Genomic DNA, 17,674 nt, shown 5'->3' on the forward strand with positions numbered 1-17,674 from the left:
GATTTGCCCCGTCGCGCAACCCCGGCATGCGGGCTATAGCAAAGGGCGATGACCCGCCCTTCCCGCTATCTCTGGCGTATGCTCGCCTTCCTGGCCGCGGTGGTCGGCCTTTCGGTGCTGCTGCATGCGGAATTGTGGAACGCCTTCAATTCCAACCCGCTGCTAAACGGGCTGATCCTGGCCGTGCTGCTGCTGGGGGTGGCCTGGAATTTGCGCCAGGTGGTGCAGCTGAACCCCGAGGTCACCTGGCTGGAGGCCTTCCAGAAACCCCGCCAGGGCGCGCCCGCCACCCAATCCCCGCGCCTGCTGCTGCCCATGGCCAGCATGTTCGCGGCACGCCGGACCGACCGGCTGTCGCTGTCCACCGGCGCCATGCGCTCCCTGCTCGACGGCATTTCCTCCCGCCTCGACGAGCAGCGGGACCTGTCGCGCTACGCCACCGGGCTGCTGGTCTTCCTCGGCCTGCTCGGCACCTTCTGGGGGCTGCTGCTGACCATCAGCTCCGTCGCCGGGGTGATCGCGGACATGAATGTGGGTGGCGGCGATGTGAACGCCCTGTTCAACCAGCTGAAATCGGGCCTCGCCCAGCCGCTGCGGGGCATGAGCACGGCCTTCTCCTCCTCCATGCTGGGGCTGGCCGGGGCACTGGTGCTGGGCTTCCTCGACCTCACGGCCGGGCAGGCGCAGAACCGCTTCTTCAATGAGCTGGAGGAATGGCTCGCCTCCCTCACCCGGCTGTCCTCGGGCGTGCTGGGTTCGGATGGGGAGGGCGGGTCGATCCCCGCCTATGTCCAGGCGCTGCTGGAACAGACGGCCGAGAACCTGGAGGGCCTGCAGGCCATCATGATCCGGGGCGAGGACGGGCGCGCCGCGACCTCCCACGCCATCGGGCAATTGGCGGAGCGCATGTCGGTGCTGACCGACCAGATGCGCGCCACCCAATTGCTGCTGGAACGGGTTGCCGAGCAGAACGGCATGATGGCCCCCGCCCTGACCCGCCTGGCCGAGGGCGCGGGCCGCCCGCTGCTGGATGACGGCGCGCGCGGCCATCTGCGCAACACCGAGCTGCTGCTGGCCCGCCTGCTGGAGGATGTGGCCCAAGGCCGCGCCCACGCCACCGCCGAGCTGCGCAACGAGATCCGCATGCTGACCCGCACGATCGCCGCCATGGGTGAGGACGGGCGCGCCTGATGCGCTCCAACCGCCGCGGCGAGAATGGGATGAACCCCTGGCCGGGCTATGTGGACGCGCTGTCCACGCTGCTCATGGTCATCATCTTCGTGCTGCTGGTCTTCGTGCTGGCGCAGGGGTTCCTCTCGGTCGCCCTGTCCTCCCGCGATCAGGCGTTGGAACGGCTGAACCGCCAGGTGGCGGAGCTGGCGGACCTGCTGGCGCTGGAACGCAGCCAGGGGCAGGAACTGCGCGGGCTGCTGACCCGCAATGAGGGGCGCCTGCGGGAGGCCGAGGCGGCGCGCGACAATCTCTCCTCCCTGCTCGCCCAGGCGCGGGCCGAGGCCGAGAGCGCCGCCGGCGCCCGCGACGCGGCCCTGGCCGAGGCCGCGGGCCTGCGCGCCCGCATCACGGATCTGTCGGCCAGCGCCGATGTGGGCGGGCGGCGGCTGGATGGGCTGGAATCCCGGCTGAACGAGGCGCTGCGCCGCGCCGAAAGCGCCACCGGCGACGCCGCCGAGCAGCTGCGCCGCCTGACCGAGAGCAACCGGGCGCTGGCCAGCGAGCGCGACGCGCGCGGCACGGCCGAACGGCTGGGGCGCGAGACCGCCGCAGCCCTGGCCGCCGAGCGCGAGGCCCGCGCCGCCGCCGAGCGCGCCGGGCGCGACGCCGCGACAGCCCTGGCCACCGAACGCGGCGCCCGCACCGGCGCGGAAGCCCGCCTCGCCGAGGCCGGCGCCGCCCTGGCCCGCGAACGCGAAACCCGCGCCGCCTCCGAACGCGAACTGCGCGAATCCCGTGGCGCGCTGGAAACCGCGCGCCAGGAGCTGGCGGCCCTGCGCCGCCGGATGGAGGACGCCAGCGCGGCGCTCGCCGCCGCCGAGCAGCGCCTGGCGCAGATGCGCGCCGAGATCGCGGCGCTGAACACCACCGTGCGCGCCGACCGCGCCACCATCGAGGCCCGGGTGGCCGAGCTGGCCCAGCTGGCCGCCGATGTGCGCCGCCTGACCGCGCTGCGCGAGGAGCTTCAGCGCCAGCTGGCCGAGGAGCAGAACCGGCGCGGCGGCGCGGAGGCCGCGGCCACCGAGCAATCCCGCCTGTCGGAGGCCGCGCGCGCCCAGGTGGCGTTGCTGACCCGGCAGCTGAACGAGCTGCGCAGCCAGTTGCAGCGGCTGGCCGACGCGCTCGGTGCCTCCGAGGCCCGGGACCGCGACCAGGAGGTGCAGATCTCCACGCTGCGCACCCAGCTGAACGCCGCACTCGCCGCGCGGGTGGAGGAATTGACCCGCTACCGCTCCGAATTCTTCGGCCGGCTGCGCGACGCGCTGGGCGACCGGCCAGAGCTGCGGATCGTGGGCGACCGCTTCGTCTTCCAGTCCGAGGTGCTGTTCCCCCCCGCCTCGGCCGAGCTTTCCCCCGCCGGCGAGGCGGAGTTGCGGCGGCTGGCGCGCGTGCTGGTGGACATCGCCAGCCGCATCCCGCCCGAGATCAACTGGGTGCTGCGGGTGGACGGCCATGCGGACCGCAACCCGATCCGCTCCCCCCGCTTCGCCTCGAACTGGGAGCTGTCGGCGGCGCGCGCCATCGCGGTGGCGAACCTGCTGATCCAGGAAGGGCTGCCGGCCAACCGCGTGGCCGCCGCCGCCTTCGGCGAGCACCAGCCGCTGGACACCGCCGACACGCCCGAGGCCTTCGCCCGCAACCGGCGCATCGAGCTGCGCCTCACGGACCGGTGATGTTGAGGTTCTTTATTCGAACCATCCTCATCAATAAATGGTGATGTCAATTTTTGGGCATACTGTCCCGGTATTTCAAACAGCATCGATTCTTTGCTGTTTCGCATCCCTCAACTGGGAGTATGAATAGATGGCCGGGACGGTAAGGACCCGCCGATACTCCCCCTGAAGTCGGCGTGGCCCTCGGAACAATTCCAGGGTTGGGATGATGCGAACAATGTCCAGAACGACGGCAATTCTTGCGATGGTGGCTACGCTGGGCCTGATGGCCTGCGCCACTGTACAGCAGGAGACGATGTATCCTTTGGTGGACGCCACTGGCCGGACCGTGGCGATGGTGCGGGCATCCGTGGTTGGCAACACTCCGCCGGGGACCGCCGTGCAGGCGAACATTGGCGGGCTGAACCAGCTGGTCACCCTCGGGCCCCGCATGAACGCCGGGGTTTCCGAAGGCCGGGCCGTCATCATCGGTTCCGACGAGGGCCGGCCGATCGTGGAGCGCATCACCCCGGGCACCGGCGACCTGTCGCCCCCGGGCACGCCGGTGGTCAACAGCACCACCTCCGAAGGCCGCCCGGTCGTCACCTATGTGCCGCCCGGCGAGGAAACCGCCACGCCCGCCCGCCGGCGCACGCCGCGCCGCCCGGCCGCGGCCGCGACACCTGGGGGTTGATCCGGCCCTGATACCCGCGCGATAGGAGGGGATGCCCTCCCCTCCGCCGAGCGACCAGAGCCCCGCAGCCCAAGACCCGGCAGGGCCGCGGGGGGCTTTGCACCTGCTGCGGCACCCGCTGGCCCAGCACAAGCTGACCACGCTGCGCCGCATCGAGACGGACAGCCCCACCTTCCGCCGCGTAATCGGCGAATTGGGGCTGATCCTGGCCATCGAGGCCCTGCGGGACCTGCCGGCCGGCACCCGCGCCATCGACACCCCGCTGACCGCCATGCAGGCCCCCTGCTTGGCCGGGCCCGTGCCCTGCCTGGTGGCGGTGCTGCGCGCGGGCCTCGGCCTGACCGAGGGCGCGCGCCTGCTGCTGCCCGAGGCCCCCATCGGCCATGTCGGGCTGGTGCGGGACGAACACACCCTGCAGGCCAGCCGCTATCTGCTGCGCCTGCCGCCCGATATCGCCACCCGGGGTGCGCTGGTGATGGACCCCATGCTGGCCACCGGCGGCAGCGCGATCCATGCCATCACGGCCCTGAAGGAAGCCGGCACGCGGGACATCCGCTTCGCCTGCGTGGTCGCGGCACCCGAGGGCGTGGCCCGCTTCACCGCCGCACACCCGGATGTGCCCGTCACCGCCGTGGCCCTGGATGAGCGGCTGGACGAGCGCGGATACATCGTGCCCGGGCTGGGCGATGCCGGGGACCGCTGCTTCGGGACAGTGGCCTGATCGGGGTGGGCGGGCACTCAGGGGCTTCGCCCCCGAACCCCCACCGAGGGGCTCTGCCCCTCGGCTCCCCGCGAAAGGCCGAAAGGCCCTTGGAACCCATCGGATTGGCACTGCTCCTGACAGGCTAGTGCCAATTATATTATAAATATCAATAAGAAACACCTTCCCAGGATCAGCGCCAAACTGATCTTGGTCCAGGACCGAGCACGGTCCTGGCGGGGGTGTCGGGGGCGGAGCCCCTGACCTACGGCTTCCACTCGAACAGCGCGAACAGCCCGCGTTGCAGCGGGTTGTCGTTGTCGTCCACGATCAGCGCGATCCACAGCCCGCCCTCACGCGGCAGCACCGCGACCCCTTCCCAGTTCTCGGCCGGGGCATCGGGGGGCATGCGCAGCAAGGGGGTGCCTTCCAGCACGCTACCGCCCGCGATCGCCTCACGCGAGACATGCACCAGCCGGGCGGAAACGCCCTCCAGCGGGGTGTAGTAGCGTTCCAGCACCAGCGCGCCGCCATCCGGCAGGGCGGCGGCATCCGTCACGCCAAAGCCGGGGGCGGGGCGATAGGCACGCTCCCGCCAGGCGCCGGGGCCGCCCAGCCAGGCGCGGCGCAGGCTGTCCTCGCCCCGGGCGGTCTGGAATTCCGCGATGGCCAGCAGGCGGCCGTCGGGCATCAGGGCCAGCGCCTCCAGGCCGCCATTGGCGGGGGCATCCTCCAGCCCCGGCGGGGCCTCGAAGAAGCGGCCCGGCGCGTCCAGCGCGGCGAAGTGGCGGATGCGGTGCCAGCGCTCGAACCCCACCAGCCAGCTGCCATCGGGCAGCCGGGCCAGCGATTCGGAATCCATGCTGCGGGGGCGGGTCAGGGCCTCGCCGCTGCCATCCTGCAGGCGGCCGGTGACGGGTGCGCCCAGCCCCGCCGGGCGGCCATCCCGCATCAACAGGGGCGCCCGCATCCAGCGGCCGCGGTCGTTCACGGCAGTCAGCGTCAGGTCCGGGGCCAGATGCAGCGCGGAGAAACTGCCCAACCCCAGCCGGGCGGTGTTGAATTCCAGCCCGCCCAGGGGCTGCAACGGCCCCTGCCGCGCCGGCAGCGCGAAGGGTGTGGCGTAGTCCTGGGCGCCCCCTTGGGCGCAGGCCGAGGCCGGCAGCAGCCCCAGCAGTGCCCGGCGGGAGACCACCCCCGCGCGGTTCACAGGATGGCGGGGGCCCGCTCGGCGGCGGCGCGCTGCCAGGCGGCGGCGGCGTCTTCATCGAACAGCTCCGACAGCTTGTTCATCATGGTGCCGCCCAGCTCCTCGGCATCCACGATCGTGACCGCGCGGCGGTAATAGCGCGTGACGTCGTGGCCGATGCCGATGGCCGAAAGCTCCACGATGTCCCGCGCCTCGATCTCGCGGATCGTCTCGCGCAGGTGGCGCTCCAGGTAGTTGCCCGGGTTCACCGACAGCGTGCTGTCATCCACCGGCGCGCCGTCGCTGATCACCATCAGGATGCGGCGGTGCTCGGTGCGCGCCAGCAGGCGGCGATAGGCCCAGAGCAGCGCCTCGCCGTCGATGTTTTCCTTGAGCAGCCCCTCGCGCAGCATCAGGCCCATGTTCTTGCGGGCGCGGCGCCAGGGGGCGTCGGCGGCCTTGTAGATCACATGGCGCAGATCGTTCAGCCGGCCCGGATTGCGGGGCTTGCCCTCCTGCACCCAGCGCTCACGCGACTGCCCGCCCTTCCAGGCGCGGGTGGTGAAGCCCAGGATTTCCACCTTGACGTTGCAGCGTTCCAGGGTGCGGGCCAGGATGTCCGCGGCCATCGCCGCCACCGTGATGGGACGGCCGCGCATGGAGCCCGAATTGTCGATCAGCAGCGACACCACCGTGTCGCGGAAATCGGCCTCGCGTTCCCGCTTGTAGGTCAGGGAATGGGTGGGGTTGGTCACGACGCGGGCCAGCCGGGCCACGTCCAGCAGCCCTTCCTCCAGGTCGAATTCCCAGGCGCGCTGCTGCTGCGCCATCAGGCGGCGCTGCAAGCGGTTCGCCAGCTTGGACACCACGCCCTGCAGATGCTGCAATTGCTGGTCCAGCTGCTGGCGCAGGCGGGAGAGTTCCTCGGCGTCGCACAGGTCCTCGGCCTCGACCACCTCGTCGAACTGGGTGGTGAAGGCACGGTACTTGGTGCCGTCATCCACCTGCGGGATCTCGCGGCGCTGCTGCGGGCCGCCGGGCTTGTCGTCGCCATCGGCGGCCGAGCCGTCTTCCTCGGATTCCTGGGCGTCTTCCTCGCTGGCTTCGCCTTCCATGGTCTCGGGGTCGGCCCCGGTCATGGATTCCTGCTCCTGGGAGGAGGATTCGCCTTCGCTCGACTGGTCCTCGCTGGACTGCTCGTCGCCGCCCTCGTCGCCTTCCTCGTCCTGCTCGGCCTTGCTCTCGGCCTCGGCCTCCACCAGGTCGAAGGCGGTCAGCAGCTTGCGGGCGGCCTTGGCATAGGCCTCCTGGTCGCCGGCGGAGGCGACCAGCTCATCCATCGCGGTCTGGGCGTTCTCGCCCAGCTCCTCGCGCCAGGTATCCAGCACGCGGCGGGCGGCAGGGGGGGTGGCCTCGCCGGTCATGCGCTCACGCAGCAGCAGGGACAGCGCGGCCGAGATCGGCATCTGGTCCTTGCGCGTCATGCGGTCGTAGCCCTCGGCCTCGCACTCCTCCTCCAGCTTGGCGCGGAGGTTGTGGCGGACGCCGGACATGTGCTGCGCGCCGATGTGCTGCACGCGCACATCCTCCAGCGCGTCGAACACTTCCTTGGCTTCCTTGCGGGCGGGCATGCGGGCGGCGTGCACCGCCTCATCATGATGGCGCAGGCGCAGGGCGAGCGCGTCGGCCGCGCCGCGCAGCTTGGCCATTTCGGCGGGCGGCAGGGTGCGGGTGGGCAGCGGCAGGCGGGCACGCTTGCCCGAAAGCCCGGCGGGGCCCGGCTGGAAGGCCACCTGCACATCGGATTCCTGGGCGATGGCACGCAGCACACCGGCCGTGGCGCGCTTGAATTCTTCCTGACGTGTCAGGTCGGGCTTGGTGCTCATCGCTTCGTTTCCATCAGCCATCGCCGCCCCCGAGGAAAAAAGGGGCGGCTACTCATCACAAAGGCGGTCGGCGCCCCGTTTGCGGCGGGGCGCCGTGGGGCTCAGCCCGCCTTCCGCAGCAGCGTGCCGGTCGACAGTTCCTCGTTGAAGCAACGCTGGTAGTATTCGGCCACGATGGAGCGCTCGGCCTCATCGCACTTGTTCAGGAAGGTGACGCGGAAGGCGAAGCCCACATCCCCGAAGATCTTGGCGTTGTCGGCCCAGGTGATGACCGTGCGCGGGGACATGACGGTGCTGATGTCGCCCGCGATGAAGCCGGCGCGCGTCAGGTCGGCCAGTGCCACCATCGCCTCGATCTGCTTCTTCTTCGCGGCATCGCCCTCGGCGCCCATCTTGGCCAGCACGATGTTCACTTCCTGCGCATGCGGCAGGTAGTTCAGCGTGGTCACGATGTTCCAGCGGTCCATCTGGCCCTGGTTGATCTGCTGGGTGCCGTGATACAGGCCGGTCGTGTCGCCCAGGCCCACCGTGTTGGCCGTGGCGAACAGGCGGAAGAAGGGGTTCGGCCGGATCACGCGGTTCTGGTCGAGCAGCGTGAGCTTGCCCTCCACCTCCAGCACGCGCTGGATCACGAACATCACGTCCGGGCGGCCCGCGTCGTATTCGTCGAACACCAGCGCGCAGGGGTGCTGCAGGGCCCAGGGCAGGATGCCCTCACGGAATTCCGTGACCTGCTTGCCGTCCTTCAGGACGATGGCGTCCTTGCCGATCAGGTCGATACGGCTGATGTGGCTGTCCAGGTTCACGCGGATGCAGGGCCAGTTCAGCCGGGCCGCCACCTGCTCGATATGGGTGGACTTGCCGGTGCCGTGATAGCCCTGGACCATCACGCGGCGGTTGAAGGCGAAGCCCGCCAGAATCGCCAGGGTGGTCTCGCGGTCGAACAGATAGGTCGGGTCGGCGTCCGGCACATGTTCGGTGCGGGTGGTGAAGGCCGGCACCTGCATGTCGATATCCACGCCAAACACCTCGCGGGCGCTCACCGTGGTGTCGGGTGCGCTGATCGCGCTGGTAGGCTTGGCTTCGGACATGGAAATAGCGGTGCTCATCTCGGCTCCGGACGTCAGGTTTCAGGAAACTTAGGCCAGGGTTTCAGCGGGCGGAAGCCTCGGCCCCCGCCAGTTTGTGGCGCAACAGCGAATAGGCGCGATTGATATCCTTCAATCGCTCCTCGGCGGAGCGGTCGCCCTGGTTCGTATCGGGGTGGTAACGCTTGGCCAGTTCCTTGTAGCGCGTCTTCAGCGCCAGGCTGTCGATCGGCCAGCCCAGGTCCAGCAGATCGAGCGCCGCGCGCAATTCCGGCGGCGGGCGGCTGGCTTCGGCCGCGGCCTTGCGCTGGGCCATCGCCACCTGGTCGGACAGGATATGGAAGGGGTCGCGCAGGATCTCGGGGTCCAGCCGCGCGCCGCCCAGCCGGCCGAGCGGCCAGGTCGGGCGCTGCCAGCCGGTATCCTGGCGCAGCGCGCCCTCGATCTGCGCCTCGGACATGCCTTTGTAGAAATCCCAGCCGCGATTGTACTCGCGCACATGGTCCAGGCAGAACCAGCGGTACTTGTCGAGTTGGAAGCGGTCGCGGGGTGCGCGGTATTCGCCCGGCAGCGGACAGTCCGGTGCCTCGCAGGGGCGGTCGGGGCGGGAGGGGTCGGGGCGTGCGCCGCCCCTTGGTTTACGCATCGTCCCGTTATGGGGCGGGGGACATCACCCGACAACCCGGAATGCCATCCAGAATCCGCCGCGCCAGCACATGCGGGCCATGCGCCGCGGCGTGTTGCCGGGCCGCCAGCCCGCGCGGTGCGGGGCTGGCCAGCAGCGCGCGAAGGGCGGCCGTCACCGGGGCGATGGCCGTCTCCACCGGGGCGAAGCCCAGGCGCATCACCGCGGGTTCCGGCCAATGCTCGGCATCGGGCCCCTCGGCCCAGGCCAGGATGGGGGTGCCGGCGGCCATCGCCTGTTCCAGCAGCGGCTGATCCCAGGCCGAGAGCGGCAGGTCCAGCGCCAGCACCGCATCGGCGGCGATGGGACTCAGACTCCCTTCCTCCCCCCGGGAATCGGGCAGGATGGGGTTGGCATCGGCGGCCGTCACCGCAGCCCGCAGCGCCCGCAGGCGCGCGGGGCCGGCCATGGGCAGCAGCACATGCGGCCCCTCCCCCAGGCCCAGCGCCGCCCGGGCCTCGGCACGGGACAGCGCGGGCGCCTCGGGGAAGGCCGGGGGCAGCAGCCGCGCGGCATGGCCGGGCGCCAGCCCCGGCAGCGCGCCGGGATGCAGCAGAGAGAGGGAGAGCGCGCCCGCCGTCGCGGCCTCCAGCATCGGCATCAGCCGCAGGGCGGCGGGTTCCAGCGCCGAGCCCACCAGCCGGCGGGCCGCCGGGCCATGGGCCTCGGCCGCCGAGCGCCGCCAGGCGGCGGGCCGGCCCTGCCCGGCCGTGATGGCGCGGTACAGCCGCGCCAGGCCGGGATCGGCCAGCAGCACATGGCCGGGGCGGAACAGCGCGGCCCGCAGCGCGGCCTCCGCCGCCGCGTCATCGGCCAGCACATGCAGATGCGGCAGGAAGGCCAGATCCTCGCGCCCGCGCCATTCATCCAGCGTCAGGGCCGGGCCGGGCGCCAGGTCGGCGTCCATCCGCCGGGCGGTCAGGAACAGCACGGGCAGCATCCCCGACAGGGTCCGCAGCATGGGCCGCAGCCGCGCGCCCGCGGGCCCGCCGAGCGGGGCCGCCACCACCAGCCGCGGCGGGGCCGGGTTCACGGCAGCCGCCGCTCCAGCGCGCGCAGCCGCAATTCCATGCGCGCTTCCGCCAGGGCCAGCAGGTCCGCCCATTCCTCACGCCCATCGGCGCCTATGGGGGACACCACGGCGGCCGAGGCGCCCACCGGCAAGGCCGCCAGCTTCCCGGCCAAGGCGGCCAGTTCCTCGCGCATTTCCCGCCGCAGCACGGCCATCTCGGCCCGCAATTCCCGCACCAGCGGCGCGATGGAGGGCTCGGCCGCCGCCGGAGCCGGGCGGTTGGCCATCTCCGTCATCTCGCGGAACAGGAAGGCGCTGCGCAGGTCCATCTGCGCGGCCAGCGCCTTCATCGGCTCGGACGCGATAAGCGGGTCCGGCACCGGGATGTGGCGGCCGCGCTGCACCGCCTCCGGCGACTGCGCCATATAGAGGATGGCGCCGGGGCGCTCGGCCGGCCGGTCGCGGATGCGCTCCATGAAATGCTCATAGCCGGCGCTGTCCGGCCAGCGGCCCAGCAGCGCCAGGTACAGGTTGACCACGAAATCATGGTCCGTGCCCACGATGAGATCGGCGGCGCTGATGCCGGACATGGAAACGCCCCTCGGGTTGACCGCGCGGACAGATGAGACGTCCGCGCGGCATGGGTCAATGGCCGCCGGGCAGCAATCCCAGCCGGTCCAGCATGGCGCCGAGCCGGGCCTGATAGGCCGCGGCGCTGAACACCGCCGCGCGGGCCGGCCCCGCCGCCGCCAGCCGGGCCCGCAGGTCGGCATCCGAATCCATCGCCCGTAGCGCCCCGGCCAGCGCCTGTGTCGAATACGGGTCCACGCACAGCGCCGCGTCGCCCACCACCTCCGGCATGCAGGAGGCGGTGCTGGTCAGCACCGGGGTGCCCAGGGCCATCGCCTCCAGCGCCGGCAGGCCGAAGCCCTCATACAGGCTGGGGAAGCACACGGCCTTGGCACCGCGCGCCAGGGCCATCAGCTCCGCGCGCGGCAGATGGCCCAGCAGCCGCACCCGGCCATCGGGCGTGTTCTCCCGGCCCGCCAGCGCCTCCAGCTCGCGCTCCCACAGCCAGGCCTTCTTGCCGGCCACGATCAGGGGGGTGGGGATGCCGCTGGCCAGATGCGCCTCGATCAGGCGGCGCAGATTCTTGCGCGGCTCGATGGCGGCGAAGAAGAACATGTAGCCCTGCGGCGACAGGCCATGCCGGGCCAGCGCCGCCGCCAGCGCCTCCGGCGACAGGGCCAGCGCGGCCGCGTCGGGCTCCACCGCCAGCCAGGTGTTGGTCACGCGATCCTCGGGCACGCCCAACTCGCGGATGATGTCGCGGCGGGACCATTCGCTGATCGTGACGATGTGGTCGGCCCGTGCCGCGATCAGGCCGAGCAGCCTGCGGTGCATGGCCACGTCCATCAGCACCGTCTCCGGCATCAGCAGCGGGATCAGGTCCAGCACGGAATAGAGGTTGGGCACGCCCTTCAGGTGCAGCGCGGTCGGGAAGGTCCAGTGCATGGCCGCCGGAACCCGCCCGCCCGGCAGCAGCTCCAGCAGGCCGCCGCCCGCGCGCATGCCGACATGGGCCAGGGCGAAACAATCCCGCGCGTTGAAGCGCGCCGTGCCGGCCGGCAGGCCGGGGATGATGCGCTCCGACGGCAGCCCCTCCCGCACCTGCAGGCCGCCGCGCAGGGCGATGCCGGCCCTGAGCGCCAGCCGCCGCCCCAGCCGCAGCGCGCCGCCGAGCCGCCCGGGCCGGGTGGAGCGCCCCGGGTCCTCGCCGCCCAGCACCCCGAAATCGCAGCCCAGCCCCCTCAGGGCATGGGCCATGCCACGGCCATAGGTCGCGATGCCGGTGCCCTGCCGCAGGGCAAGATTGTGGCCATCGATCAGGTGCAGGGGCGCATTCTCACCCACGCGGGAGCGCATTGATGTCATAATTCAACACTATACACTGTCTGCCGCGTCCTTCCGCATGCCTGCCGCCGTGGATCCGATGCCGCCCAACCTTTGCCACAGCGAGCTTCCCAGATGCCGAGCAGCGTGACCACCATCATCCCCGTGATCCTTTCCGGCGGCTCGGGCACCCGCCTGTGGCCCCTGTCGCGGGAAACCTATCCCAAGCAGTTCTGGCCGCTGGTCAGCGAGCGCACCCTGCTGGCCGATACCGCCCTGCGCGCCCATGGCCCGGGCTTCGCGCCCCCCATCGTGGTCTGCAACGAATCCCACCGCTTCCTGGTGGCCGAGCAGCTGCGCGAGGCCGATGTCCCCGGCGCGCGCATCCTGCTGGAGCCCGTGGCCCGCAACAGCGCCCCCGCCATCGCCGCCGCCGCCATCCTGGCCGAGGAAACCAGCCCCGGCGCCGTGCTGTGGATCATGCCCGCCGACAGCGCCATCACCGATGTGCCCGGCCTGCACGCGGCGCTGGCCAAGGCCGCCACCGCCGCCCAGGCCGGGCGCATCGTCACCTTCGGCATGCAGCCCACCGCCCCCGAGACCGGCTATGGCTACATCGAATCGGGCGCCGCGCTGGAGGGGCTGGACGGCGTGCAGGCCATCGCCCGCTTCGTGGAGAAGCCCGACCTCGCCACCGCCGAGGGCTTCCTGGCCGGCGGGCGGCACCTGTGGAACAGCGGCACCTTCGTCGCCCGCGCGGACACCCTGCTGGCCGAGTTGCAGGATTTCGCGCCCGAGGTGGTGAACAGCGTGCGCGGCGCCATGTCCGGCGCCAAGCGCGACCTGGACTTCATCCGCCTCGACCCCGCGCCCTTCTCGGGCGCGCCCAACATCTCGATCGACTACGCGGTGATGGAGCGCACGGCGAACGGCGCGGTGGTGCCCTGCTCCATCGGCTGGTCCGATGTCGGCAGCTGGGCCGCGCTGTGGGAGATCGGCGAGAAGGACGCGGACGGCAATGTGGTGAAGGGCCCGGCGCATCTGGTGGGCGCGAAGAACTGCTACGTCCGCAGCGAGGGCATGCTGACCGGCGTGGTGGGCCTCGACGACGCCGTGATCGTGGTGACCGACGACGCCGTGCTGGCCATGCACCGCGACCGCGCGCAGGACGTGAAGAAGCTGGTGGAGAAGCTGCGCGCCGCCAAGCTGAAGCAGGCCACCGAGCACCGCCGCATGTACCGCCCCTGGGGCTGGTATGAGGGGCTGATCCAGGGCAGCCGCTTCCAGGTGAAGCAGATCGCGGTGCGCCCGGGCAGCAAGCTGTCCCTGCAGAAGCACTTCCACCGCGCCGAGCATTGGGTGGTGGTGAACGGCACCGCCATCGTGGAACGCGATGGGGAGCGCATCATGCTGCGGGAGAACGAAAGCGTGTACCTGCCGCTGGGCTGCGTGCACCGGCTGGAAAACCCGGGCAAGATCCCGCTGGCGCTGATCGAGGTGCAGGTGGGCTCCTATCTGGGCGAGGACGATATCGTGCGCATCGAGGACACCTACGGGCGCACCTGATTTGCTCCACGCCGCCGACATCACCGACTATCTGGCGGGCATCCGGCACGCGCGCGCGCCATCGGGCGTCACGCGCGTGCAGACGCGGCTGCTGGCGGCCGATCGCGGGCATTTCACCCTGGTGGCGCACCATGGCCCGAGCGATTCCTGGCGCGCATTCCCCCGCGCCATGTTCGACCGCCTGCTGGCCGGCACCCATGGCACGGGCGGGGTACAGGCCCCCGCTTGGCAGGCGCTGGTGGATGAGGCGGAGGCGGTGCTCGCGGCCTCGCCCGAACATCGCTGGGCCCCGGGCGACTGGCTGCTGGGCATCGGCACCGCCTGGTGGCTGCCCGGCCACAGCGGCCGCATCCTGGCCGCCAAGGAGGAGCACGGCATCCGCTATGCCAGCTTCGTCTATGACCTGATCCCGCTGCTGGTGCCCGAGCACTGCGAGCCGAAGCTGGTCCGAAACTTCACCCAGCATTTCGCCGCACTCTGCCTGCTGGCGGACCACGCCATCTGCATCAGCGAGGCGGTGCGGCGGGATTTCCTGGCCTGGCTGCCGAAATTCCTGCCGGGCACCGCCATCCCGGCCAGCGTGCTGCCGCTGGACGCGCGCTTCGACCCGCCGGCCGAACCCGGCATCGCCCCGGCCGAGCCCTTCGTGCTGGCCGTGGGCACGGTGGAATCGCGCAAGAACCAGCTGGGCCTGCTGCGCGCCTGGCTGAAGCTGATCCGCGACCATGGTGAGGAGAACGCGCCGCTGCTGGTGGTGGTGGGCGTGCATGGCTACCTCTCGGACCAGGTCGTGGGGTTGCGGGACGCGGCCCCCGAACTCGCGCGCCGGGTGGAATTCCGCCCCGGCGTCACGGACCAGGAGCTGGCGGCGCTGTATGCCGGCTGCCTGTTCACCGTGTTCAATTCCCTGGCCGAGGGCTGGGGCCTGCCGGCCACCGAGAGCCTGGCCTGGGGCAAGCTGCCGGTGCTGGCCGACGTGCCGGTGCTGCGCGAATCGGGCGGCCCGCACGCCGTGTATGTGGAGCCCGAGAATGTCCCGGCCCTGACGCGCGCCATCCACGCATTGCTGGCCGACCCCTTGGCCCTGCACGCGCGCCAGGAAGCGCTGCGCGCCCACACCCGCCTGCGGGAATGGCCGGAGCTGGCCGCGCAATGCGCGGGCTTCCTGGGCGCACCATCCGGCGGCCTGCCGCTGGACCGCGCCTTCCTGCATCTGGCGGAACCCCTGCCGGGCGGCCTGCCCGCCCCCCCTGCCCTGCCCGCCCTGCCGCCCGTGCAGCACTGCATGGGCCCGCTGCTGCGCCTGGGCAGCGGATGGTCCTGGCAGGAGGATTGGGGCGCCTGGGCCACCGCCCCCGGCCGGGTGGCGCTGCGCCTACCGATGGACCCGGCCCTGGCCGGGCATGAGGTCAGTGTGCTGCTGGAAGCCAACCCGCCCCCCGGCGGCCATCAGGGCCGCGCGCGCGCCGGCGACGGCCCCTGGCAGGGCTGGCATCTGCCCGCCGAGGGCCCCGGGCTGCTGCGGGTGGATGCGGTCATTCCGGCCTTGGGCCCGCTGTGGGTGGAGCTGGACCTGGGCGCGGGCGTGCCCTGCCCGCCGGACCACCGGTTGCTGGGCCTCGGGCTGCGGCAACTCTCCGTGGTGGCGCGGCGGGACGCGCCGGAAGCGGCGCCCCCGCCGCCCCCCGCTCCGCCGCCGCGCCGCCCCTGGTGGAAGCGCCTGCTCGGCTAAGCCTGCAGGGAGAATTCGGCCAGCGCCTCCTCCTCCGCGCTCAGGTGCAGGGCCAGCAGCGCCTCCAGCGCGAACAGGCTGCGCCGCAGTTCCGGGGCCGCCTGGGCCCAGCCGCCCTCCCGCCCCGCGATCACCAGCAGGGCGGAGATCCGGCCCACCAGCGCCTCGATACCCGTGTGCATGCGCACCAGCGCCGCCATCGGGTCCTGCCCGCCCAATTGCCGCGCGGCCTCGGGGTAGAGCAGCCGCTCCTCCTCCCGCTGATGCGGCAGCAGGGCCGAGAGCATCTCCTTCTCCAGCGCCTGGATCGCCGGCAGGGCGGCCGGGGAGCCATCCACGGCCTCGCCCGCCTCGCGCAGGCGCTCCAGCAGGCGTTTCAGCCCGGCATGCTCGGCCAGGCGTTCCGAGAGGCCCGCATCGGCCGGCACGGCGCCGGGGTTGCGCTCATCGGCGCCCGGGCGCAGCGCGGTCAGCGCGAACAGGATGGCGCCGACATCGATCGCCTCCTGCAGCAGGGCGCCGGCCAGGGGCGGCAGTTCCCCGGCGGCGGCGGCCAGCATCGCCAGCCCCGACAGCCCCATCCCCAGCGCGATGGCGCCGAAGGCGATGCGGCGGGAGCGGCGGGCGATCGCCACCGCCTCCGCCACCCGGTCCAGCCGGTCCACCACCAGCACCACGTCGCCGGCCTCGGCGGCGGCGGCGGTGCCCTGCGCGCCCATGGCGATGCCCACATCGGCGGCGGCCAGCGCCGGCGCGTCGTTCACGCCATCCCCCACCATGGCGGTCGGCGCCAGCGCCTGTTCGCGCTGGACCACGGCGATCTTCTCGGCCGGGGTGCATTCGGCCAGCACCGCGTCCAGCCGCAGCGCGGCCCCGATGGAGGCCGCGGCCACAGCCCGGTCGCCGCTGACCATCACCAGCCGCCCGATGCCCAGCGCCCGCAGCCGGCGCACCGCGCGCGGGGCCTCCGGCCGCAGCCCGTCCGCCATCACGAAGGCGGCGATCGTGGCCCCGCCGGCGGCGAGCCACGCGACGGAACCCGCCGCGACGCTGACACTGGCCAGCGCGCCCAGTTGCTCCGTGCGGGCCACGCCCAGCGCCTCCATGAAGCCCTGGCTGCCGAGCGACAGGTGCTGGCCCTCCACCAGCCCCAACAGGCCGCCGCCCGGGCGTTCCTCCACCTCCGTGGGGGCGGCCAGCTTCAGGCCGCGCGCCCGCGCCACCGCGACCAGCGCGGCGGAGACCGGGTGGGTGGAACCCTGGGCCAGGCTCGCGGCCAGGCGCAGCGCCTCCTGCCTACCCAGGGCGGGAATGGCCTCGGTGGCGGCCAGTTGGGGGCGGCCGGGGGTCAGCGTGCCGGTCTTGTCGAACAGCACGGTGCGGATGCGGGCCAGGCGCTCCAGCGCGCCGCCGCCCTTCACCACCACGCCGCGCCGGGCCGCGCGCCCGATGCCCGCCACCAGCGCGATGGGGGCGGCCAGGATCAGCGGGCAAGGGGTGGCCACCACCAGCACCGCCAGCGCCCGCACGGCATCGCCCGTCAGCAGCCAGGCGCCACCCGCCAGCAGCGCGGTCAGCAGCACGAAGCCCAGCGCCCATTGGTCCGCCAGCCGGGCCAGCGGCGGCCGGCTTTGCGCCGCCGCGCGCGTCAGGCGCAGGATTGCGGCATAGGTGCTGGCCTCCGCCCCCGTGGCCGCGCACATACGGAAGGCCCCGCCGGCATTCATCGCGCCACTGCGCAGGGCGGCGCCCAGCGCCATCTGCACCGGCAGGGGCTCCCCGGTCAGCACGCTTTCATCGAGCGTCGCCACGGCGTCCCGCAATTCGCCGTCGGCGGCCACTGTCTCGCCGGGGCGGACCAGCAGCATGTCGCCGGGGCGGATGGCGTCGGCCGGGATCTCCTCCAGGCCATCGGGGCCCAGCCGGGCCGCGGTGCGGGGGGCGCGGGCCATCAGGTCATGCAGGGCGCGGGTGGCGCGGCCCTCGGCCCAGGCTTCCAGCGCCTCTCCGCCCGCCACCATCAGGGCGATCAGGGCGGCGGCGGCGGCCTCATCCAGCGCCACCGCGACCAGGATGGCCGCGAGCGCGATGATGTCCACGCCCAGCCTGCCGCCCAGCAGCGCGCGCGCGACGCCCAGCGCCACATGCGCCGCCACCGGCAGCGCGACCACGGACCAGACGATGCGCGCGGCCAGCGCCTCGCCCTGCAGGGCCAGCGCCGCCCCCGCCAGCAGACCGGCCAGGACGCACAGCAGCAGCAGGTAACGGTGCATGCCTCGACCCTTGTTCAACCCCGCGCCCAACATGCCCCGGAAGCGCCCCGGGTGGCGAGGGGGCGCGCAGG

The 17,674-nt window shown here is 72.4% G+C and carries 14 protein-coding genes; 6 read left to right on the forward strand and 8 right to left on the reverse strand.

What is annotated here, in order from left to right; all coding sequences use genetic code 11:
• Positions 1-48 precede the first annotated feature (48 nt).
• The 4 genes from GT007_RS07290 to upp all read left to right on the forward strand — a co-directional run bounded on the left by GT007_RS07290 (position 49) and on the right by upp (position 4,300).
• Positions 49-1,191, forward strand: a complete 1,143-nt coding sequence (locus GT007_RS07290) for a flagellar motor protein MotA (protein ID WP_160120940.1) — start codon at positions 49-51, stop codon at positions 1,189-1,191.
• The gene (locus GT007_RS07295) at positions 1,191-2,906 is read left to right on the forward strand and encodes a peptidoglycan -binding protein (RefSeq protein ID WP_160120941.1); all 1,716 of its coding nucleotides are present in this window, start codon (positions 1,191-1,193) and stop codon (positions 2,904-2,906) included. The genes GT007_RS07290 and GT007_RS07295 overlap by 1 nt, the downstream gene beginning before the upstream one ends.
• Positions 2,907-3,150: 244 nt before the next feature.
• Entirely contained in the window at positions 3,151-3,579 is a 429-nt protein-coding gene (locus tag GT007_RS07300; RefSeq protein WP_160120942.1) for a hypothetical protein, read from the forward strand.
• Positions 3,580-3,682: 103 nt separating this feature from the next.
• The gene (gene upp / locus GT007_RS07305; protein ID WP_236571552.1) at positions 3,683-4,300 is read left to right on the forward strand and encodes a uracil phosphoribosyltransferase; all 618 of its coding nucleotides are present in this window, start codon (positions 3,683-3,685) and stop codon (positions 4,298-4,300) included.
• A gap of 244 nt (positions 4,301-4,544) precedes the next feature.
• Here the strand turns inward: upp and GT007_RS07310 are convergent, their stop codons facing one another.
• The 7 genes from GT007_RS07310 to GT007_RS07340 all read right to left on the reverse strand — a co-directional run bounded on the left by GT007_RS07310 (position 4,545) and on the right by GT007_RS07340 (position 12,053).
• Positions 4,545-5,489, reverse strand: a complete 945-nt coding sequence (locus GT007_RS07310; RefSeq protein WP_160120944.1) for an esterase-like activity of phytase family protein — start codon at positions 5,487-5,489, stop codon at positions 4,545-4,547.
• Positions 5,486-7,354, reverse strand: a complete 1,869-nt coding sequence (gene cobT, locus GT007_RS07315; RefSeq protein ID WP_160120945.1) for a cobaltochelatase subunit CobT — start codon at positions 7,352-7,354, stop codon at positions 5,486-5,488. Before cobT ends, GT007_RS07310 begins: the two co-directional genes overlap by 4 nt.
• Positions 7,355-7,455: 101 nt before the next feature.
• On the reverse strand, positions 7,456-8,463 hold the full coding sequence (gene cobS, locus GT007_RS07320) for a cobaltochelatase subunit CobS (RefSeq protein WP_160120946.1): 1,008 nt from the start codon (positions 8,461-8,463) through the stop codon (positions 7,456-7,458).
• A gap of 43 nt (positions 8,464-8,506) precedes the next feature.
• Entirely contained in the window at positions 8,507-9,088 is a 582-nt protein-coding gene (locus GT007_RS07325) for a DnaJ domain-containing protein (protein WP_160120947.1), read from the reverse strand.
• Positions 9,089-9,095: 7 nt separating this feature from the next.
• The gene (locus tag GT007_RS07330; RefSeq protein WP_160120948.1) at positions 9,096-10,160 is read right to left on the reverse strand and encodes a hypothetical protein; all 1,065 of its coding nucleotides are present in this window, start codon (positions 10,158-10,160) and stop codon (positions 9,096-9,098) included.
• Positions 10,157-10,729: a DUF4214 domain-containing protein gene (locus tag GT007_RS07335; RefSeq protein WP_160120949.1), complete on the reverse strand. Its 573-nt coding sequence runs from the start codon at positions 10,727-10,729 to the stop codon at positions 10,157-10,159. The genes GT007_RS07330 and GT007_RS07335 overlap by 4 nt, the downstream gene beginning before the upstream one ends.
• Before the next feature lie 55 nt (positions 10,730-10,784).
• On the reverse strand, positions 10,785-12,053 hold the full coding sequence (locus tag GT007_RS07340) for a glycosyltransferase family 4 protein (protein ID WP_160120950.1): 1,269 nt from the start codon (positions 12,051-12,053) through the stop codon (positions 10,785-10,787).
• Between the two features lie 114 nt (positions 12,054-12,167).
• On the opposite strand from GT007_RS07340, the gene GT007_RS07345 reads away from it, so the two are divergent.
• Both GT007_RS07345 and GT007_RS07350 read left to right on the forward strand, forming a co-directional pair.
• Positions 12,168-13,598 carry a mannose-1-phosphate guanylyltransferase/mannose-6-phosphate isomerase gene (locus tag GT007_RS07345; RefSeq protein WP_160120951.1) on the forward strand — a complete coding sequence of 477 codons (1,431 nt, stop codon included), beginning with the start codon at positions 12,168-12,170 and terminating at the stop codon, positions 13,596-13,598.
• A 1-nt stretch (position 13,599) separates the two neighbouring features.
• Complete coding sequence (locus GT007_RS07350) at positions 13,600-15,330, forward strand: glycosyltransferase family 4 protein (protein WP_160120952.1); 1,731 nt, start codon at positions 13,600-13,602, stop codon at positions 15,328-15,330.
• Here the strand turns inward: GT007_RS07350 and GT007_RS07355 are convergent.
• Entirely contained in the window at positions 15,327-17,603 is a 2,277-nt protein-coding gene (locus GT007_RS07355) for a heavy metal translocating P-type ATPase (RefSeq protein ID WP_160120953.1), read from the reverse strand. The genes GT007_RS07350 and GT007_RS07355 overlap by 4 nt on opposite strands.
• Positions 17,604-17,674: the final 71 nt, after the last annotated feature.

It is taken from the genome of Rhodovarius lipocyclicus, from assembly GCF_009900765.1.
In the GTDB taxonomy this organism is placed as follows: Bacteria; Pseudomonadota; Alphaproteobacteria; order Acetobacterales; family Acetobacteraceae; genus Rhodovarius; species Rhodovarius lipocyclicus.

Bases quoted from the DNA above. Each gene is read 5' to 3' on its own strand.
- GT007_RS07290 (WP_160120940.1), top strand. From the start codon at position 49: ATGACCCGCCCTTCCCGCTATCTCTGGCGTATGCTCGCCTTCCTGGCC.
- GT007_RS07295 (WP_160120941.1), top strand. From the start codon at position 1,191: ATGCGCTCCAACCGCCGCGGCGAGAATGGGATGAACCCCTGGCCGGGC.
- GT007_RS07300 (WP_160120942.1), top strand. From the start codon at position 3,151: ATGGTGGCTACGCTGGGCCTGATGGCCTGCGCCACTGTACAGCAGGAG.
- cobT (WP_160120945.1), bottom strand. From the start codon at position 7,354: ATGAGCACCAAGCCCGACCTGACACGTCAGGAAGAATTCAAGCGCGCC.
- cobS (WP_160120946.1), bottom strand. From the start codon at position 8,463: ATGAGCACCGCTATTTCCATGTCCGAAGCCAAGCCTACCAGCGCGATC.
- GT007_RS07325 (WP_160120947.1), bottom strand. From the start codon at position 9,088: ATGCGTAAACCAAGGGGCGGCGCACGCCCCGACCCCTCCCGCCCCGAC.
- GT007_RS07335 (WP_160120949.1), bottom strand. From the start codon at position 10,729: ATGTCCGGCATCAGCGCCGCCGATCTCATCGTGGGCACGGACCATGAT.
- GT007_RS07345 (WP_160120951.1), top strand. From the start codon at position 12,168: ATGCCGAGCAGCGTGACCACCATCATCCCCGTGATCCTTTCCGGCGGC.
- GT007_RS07355 (WP_160120953.1), bottom strand. From the start codon at position 17,603: ATGCACCGTTACCTGCTGCTGCTGTGCGTCCTGGCCGGTCTGCTGGCG.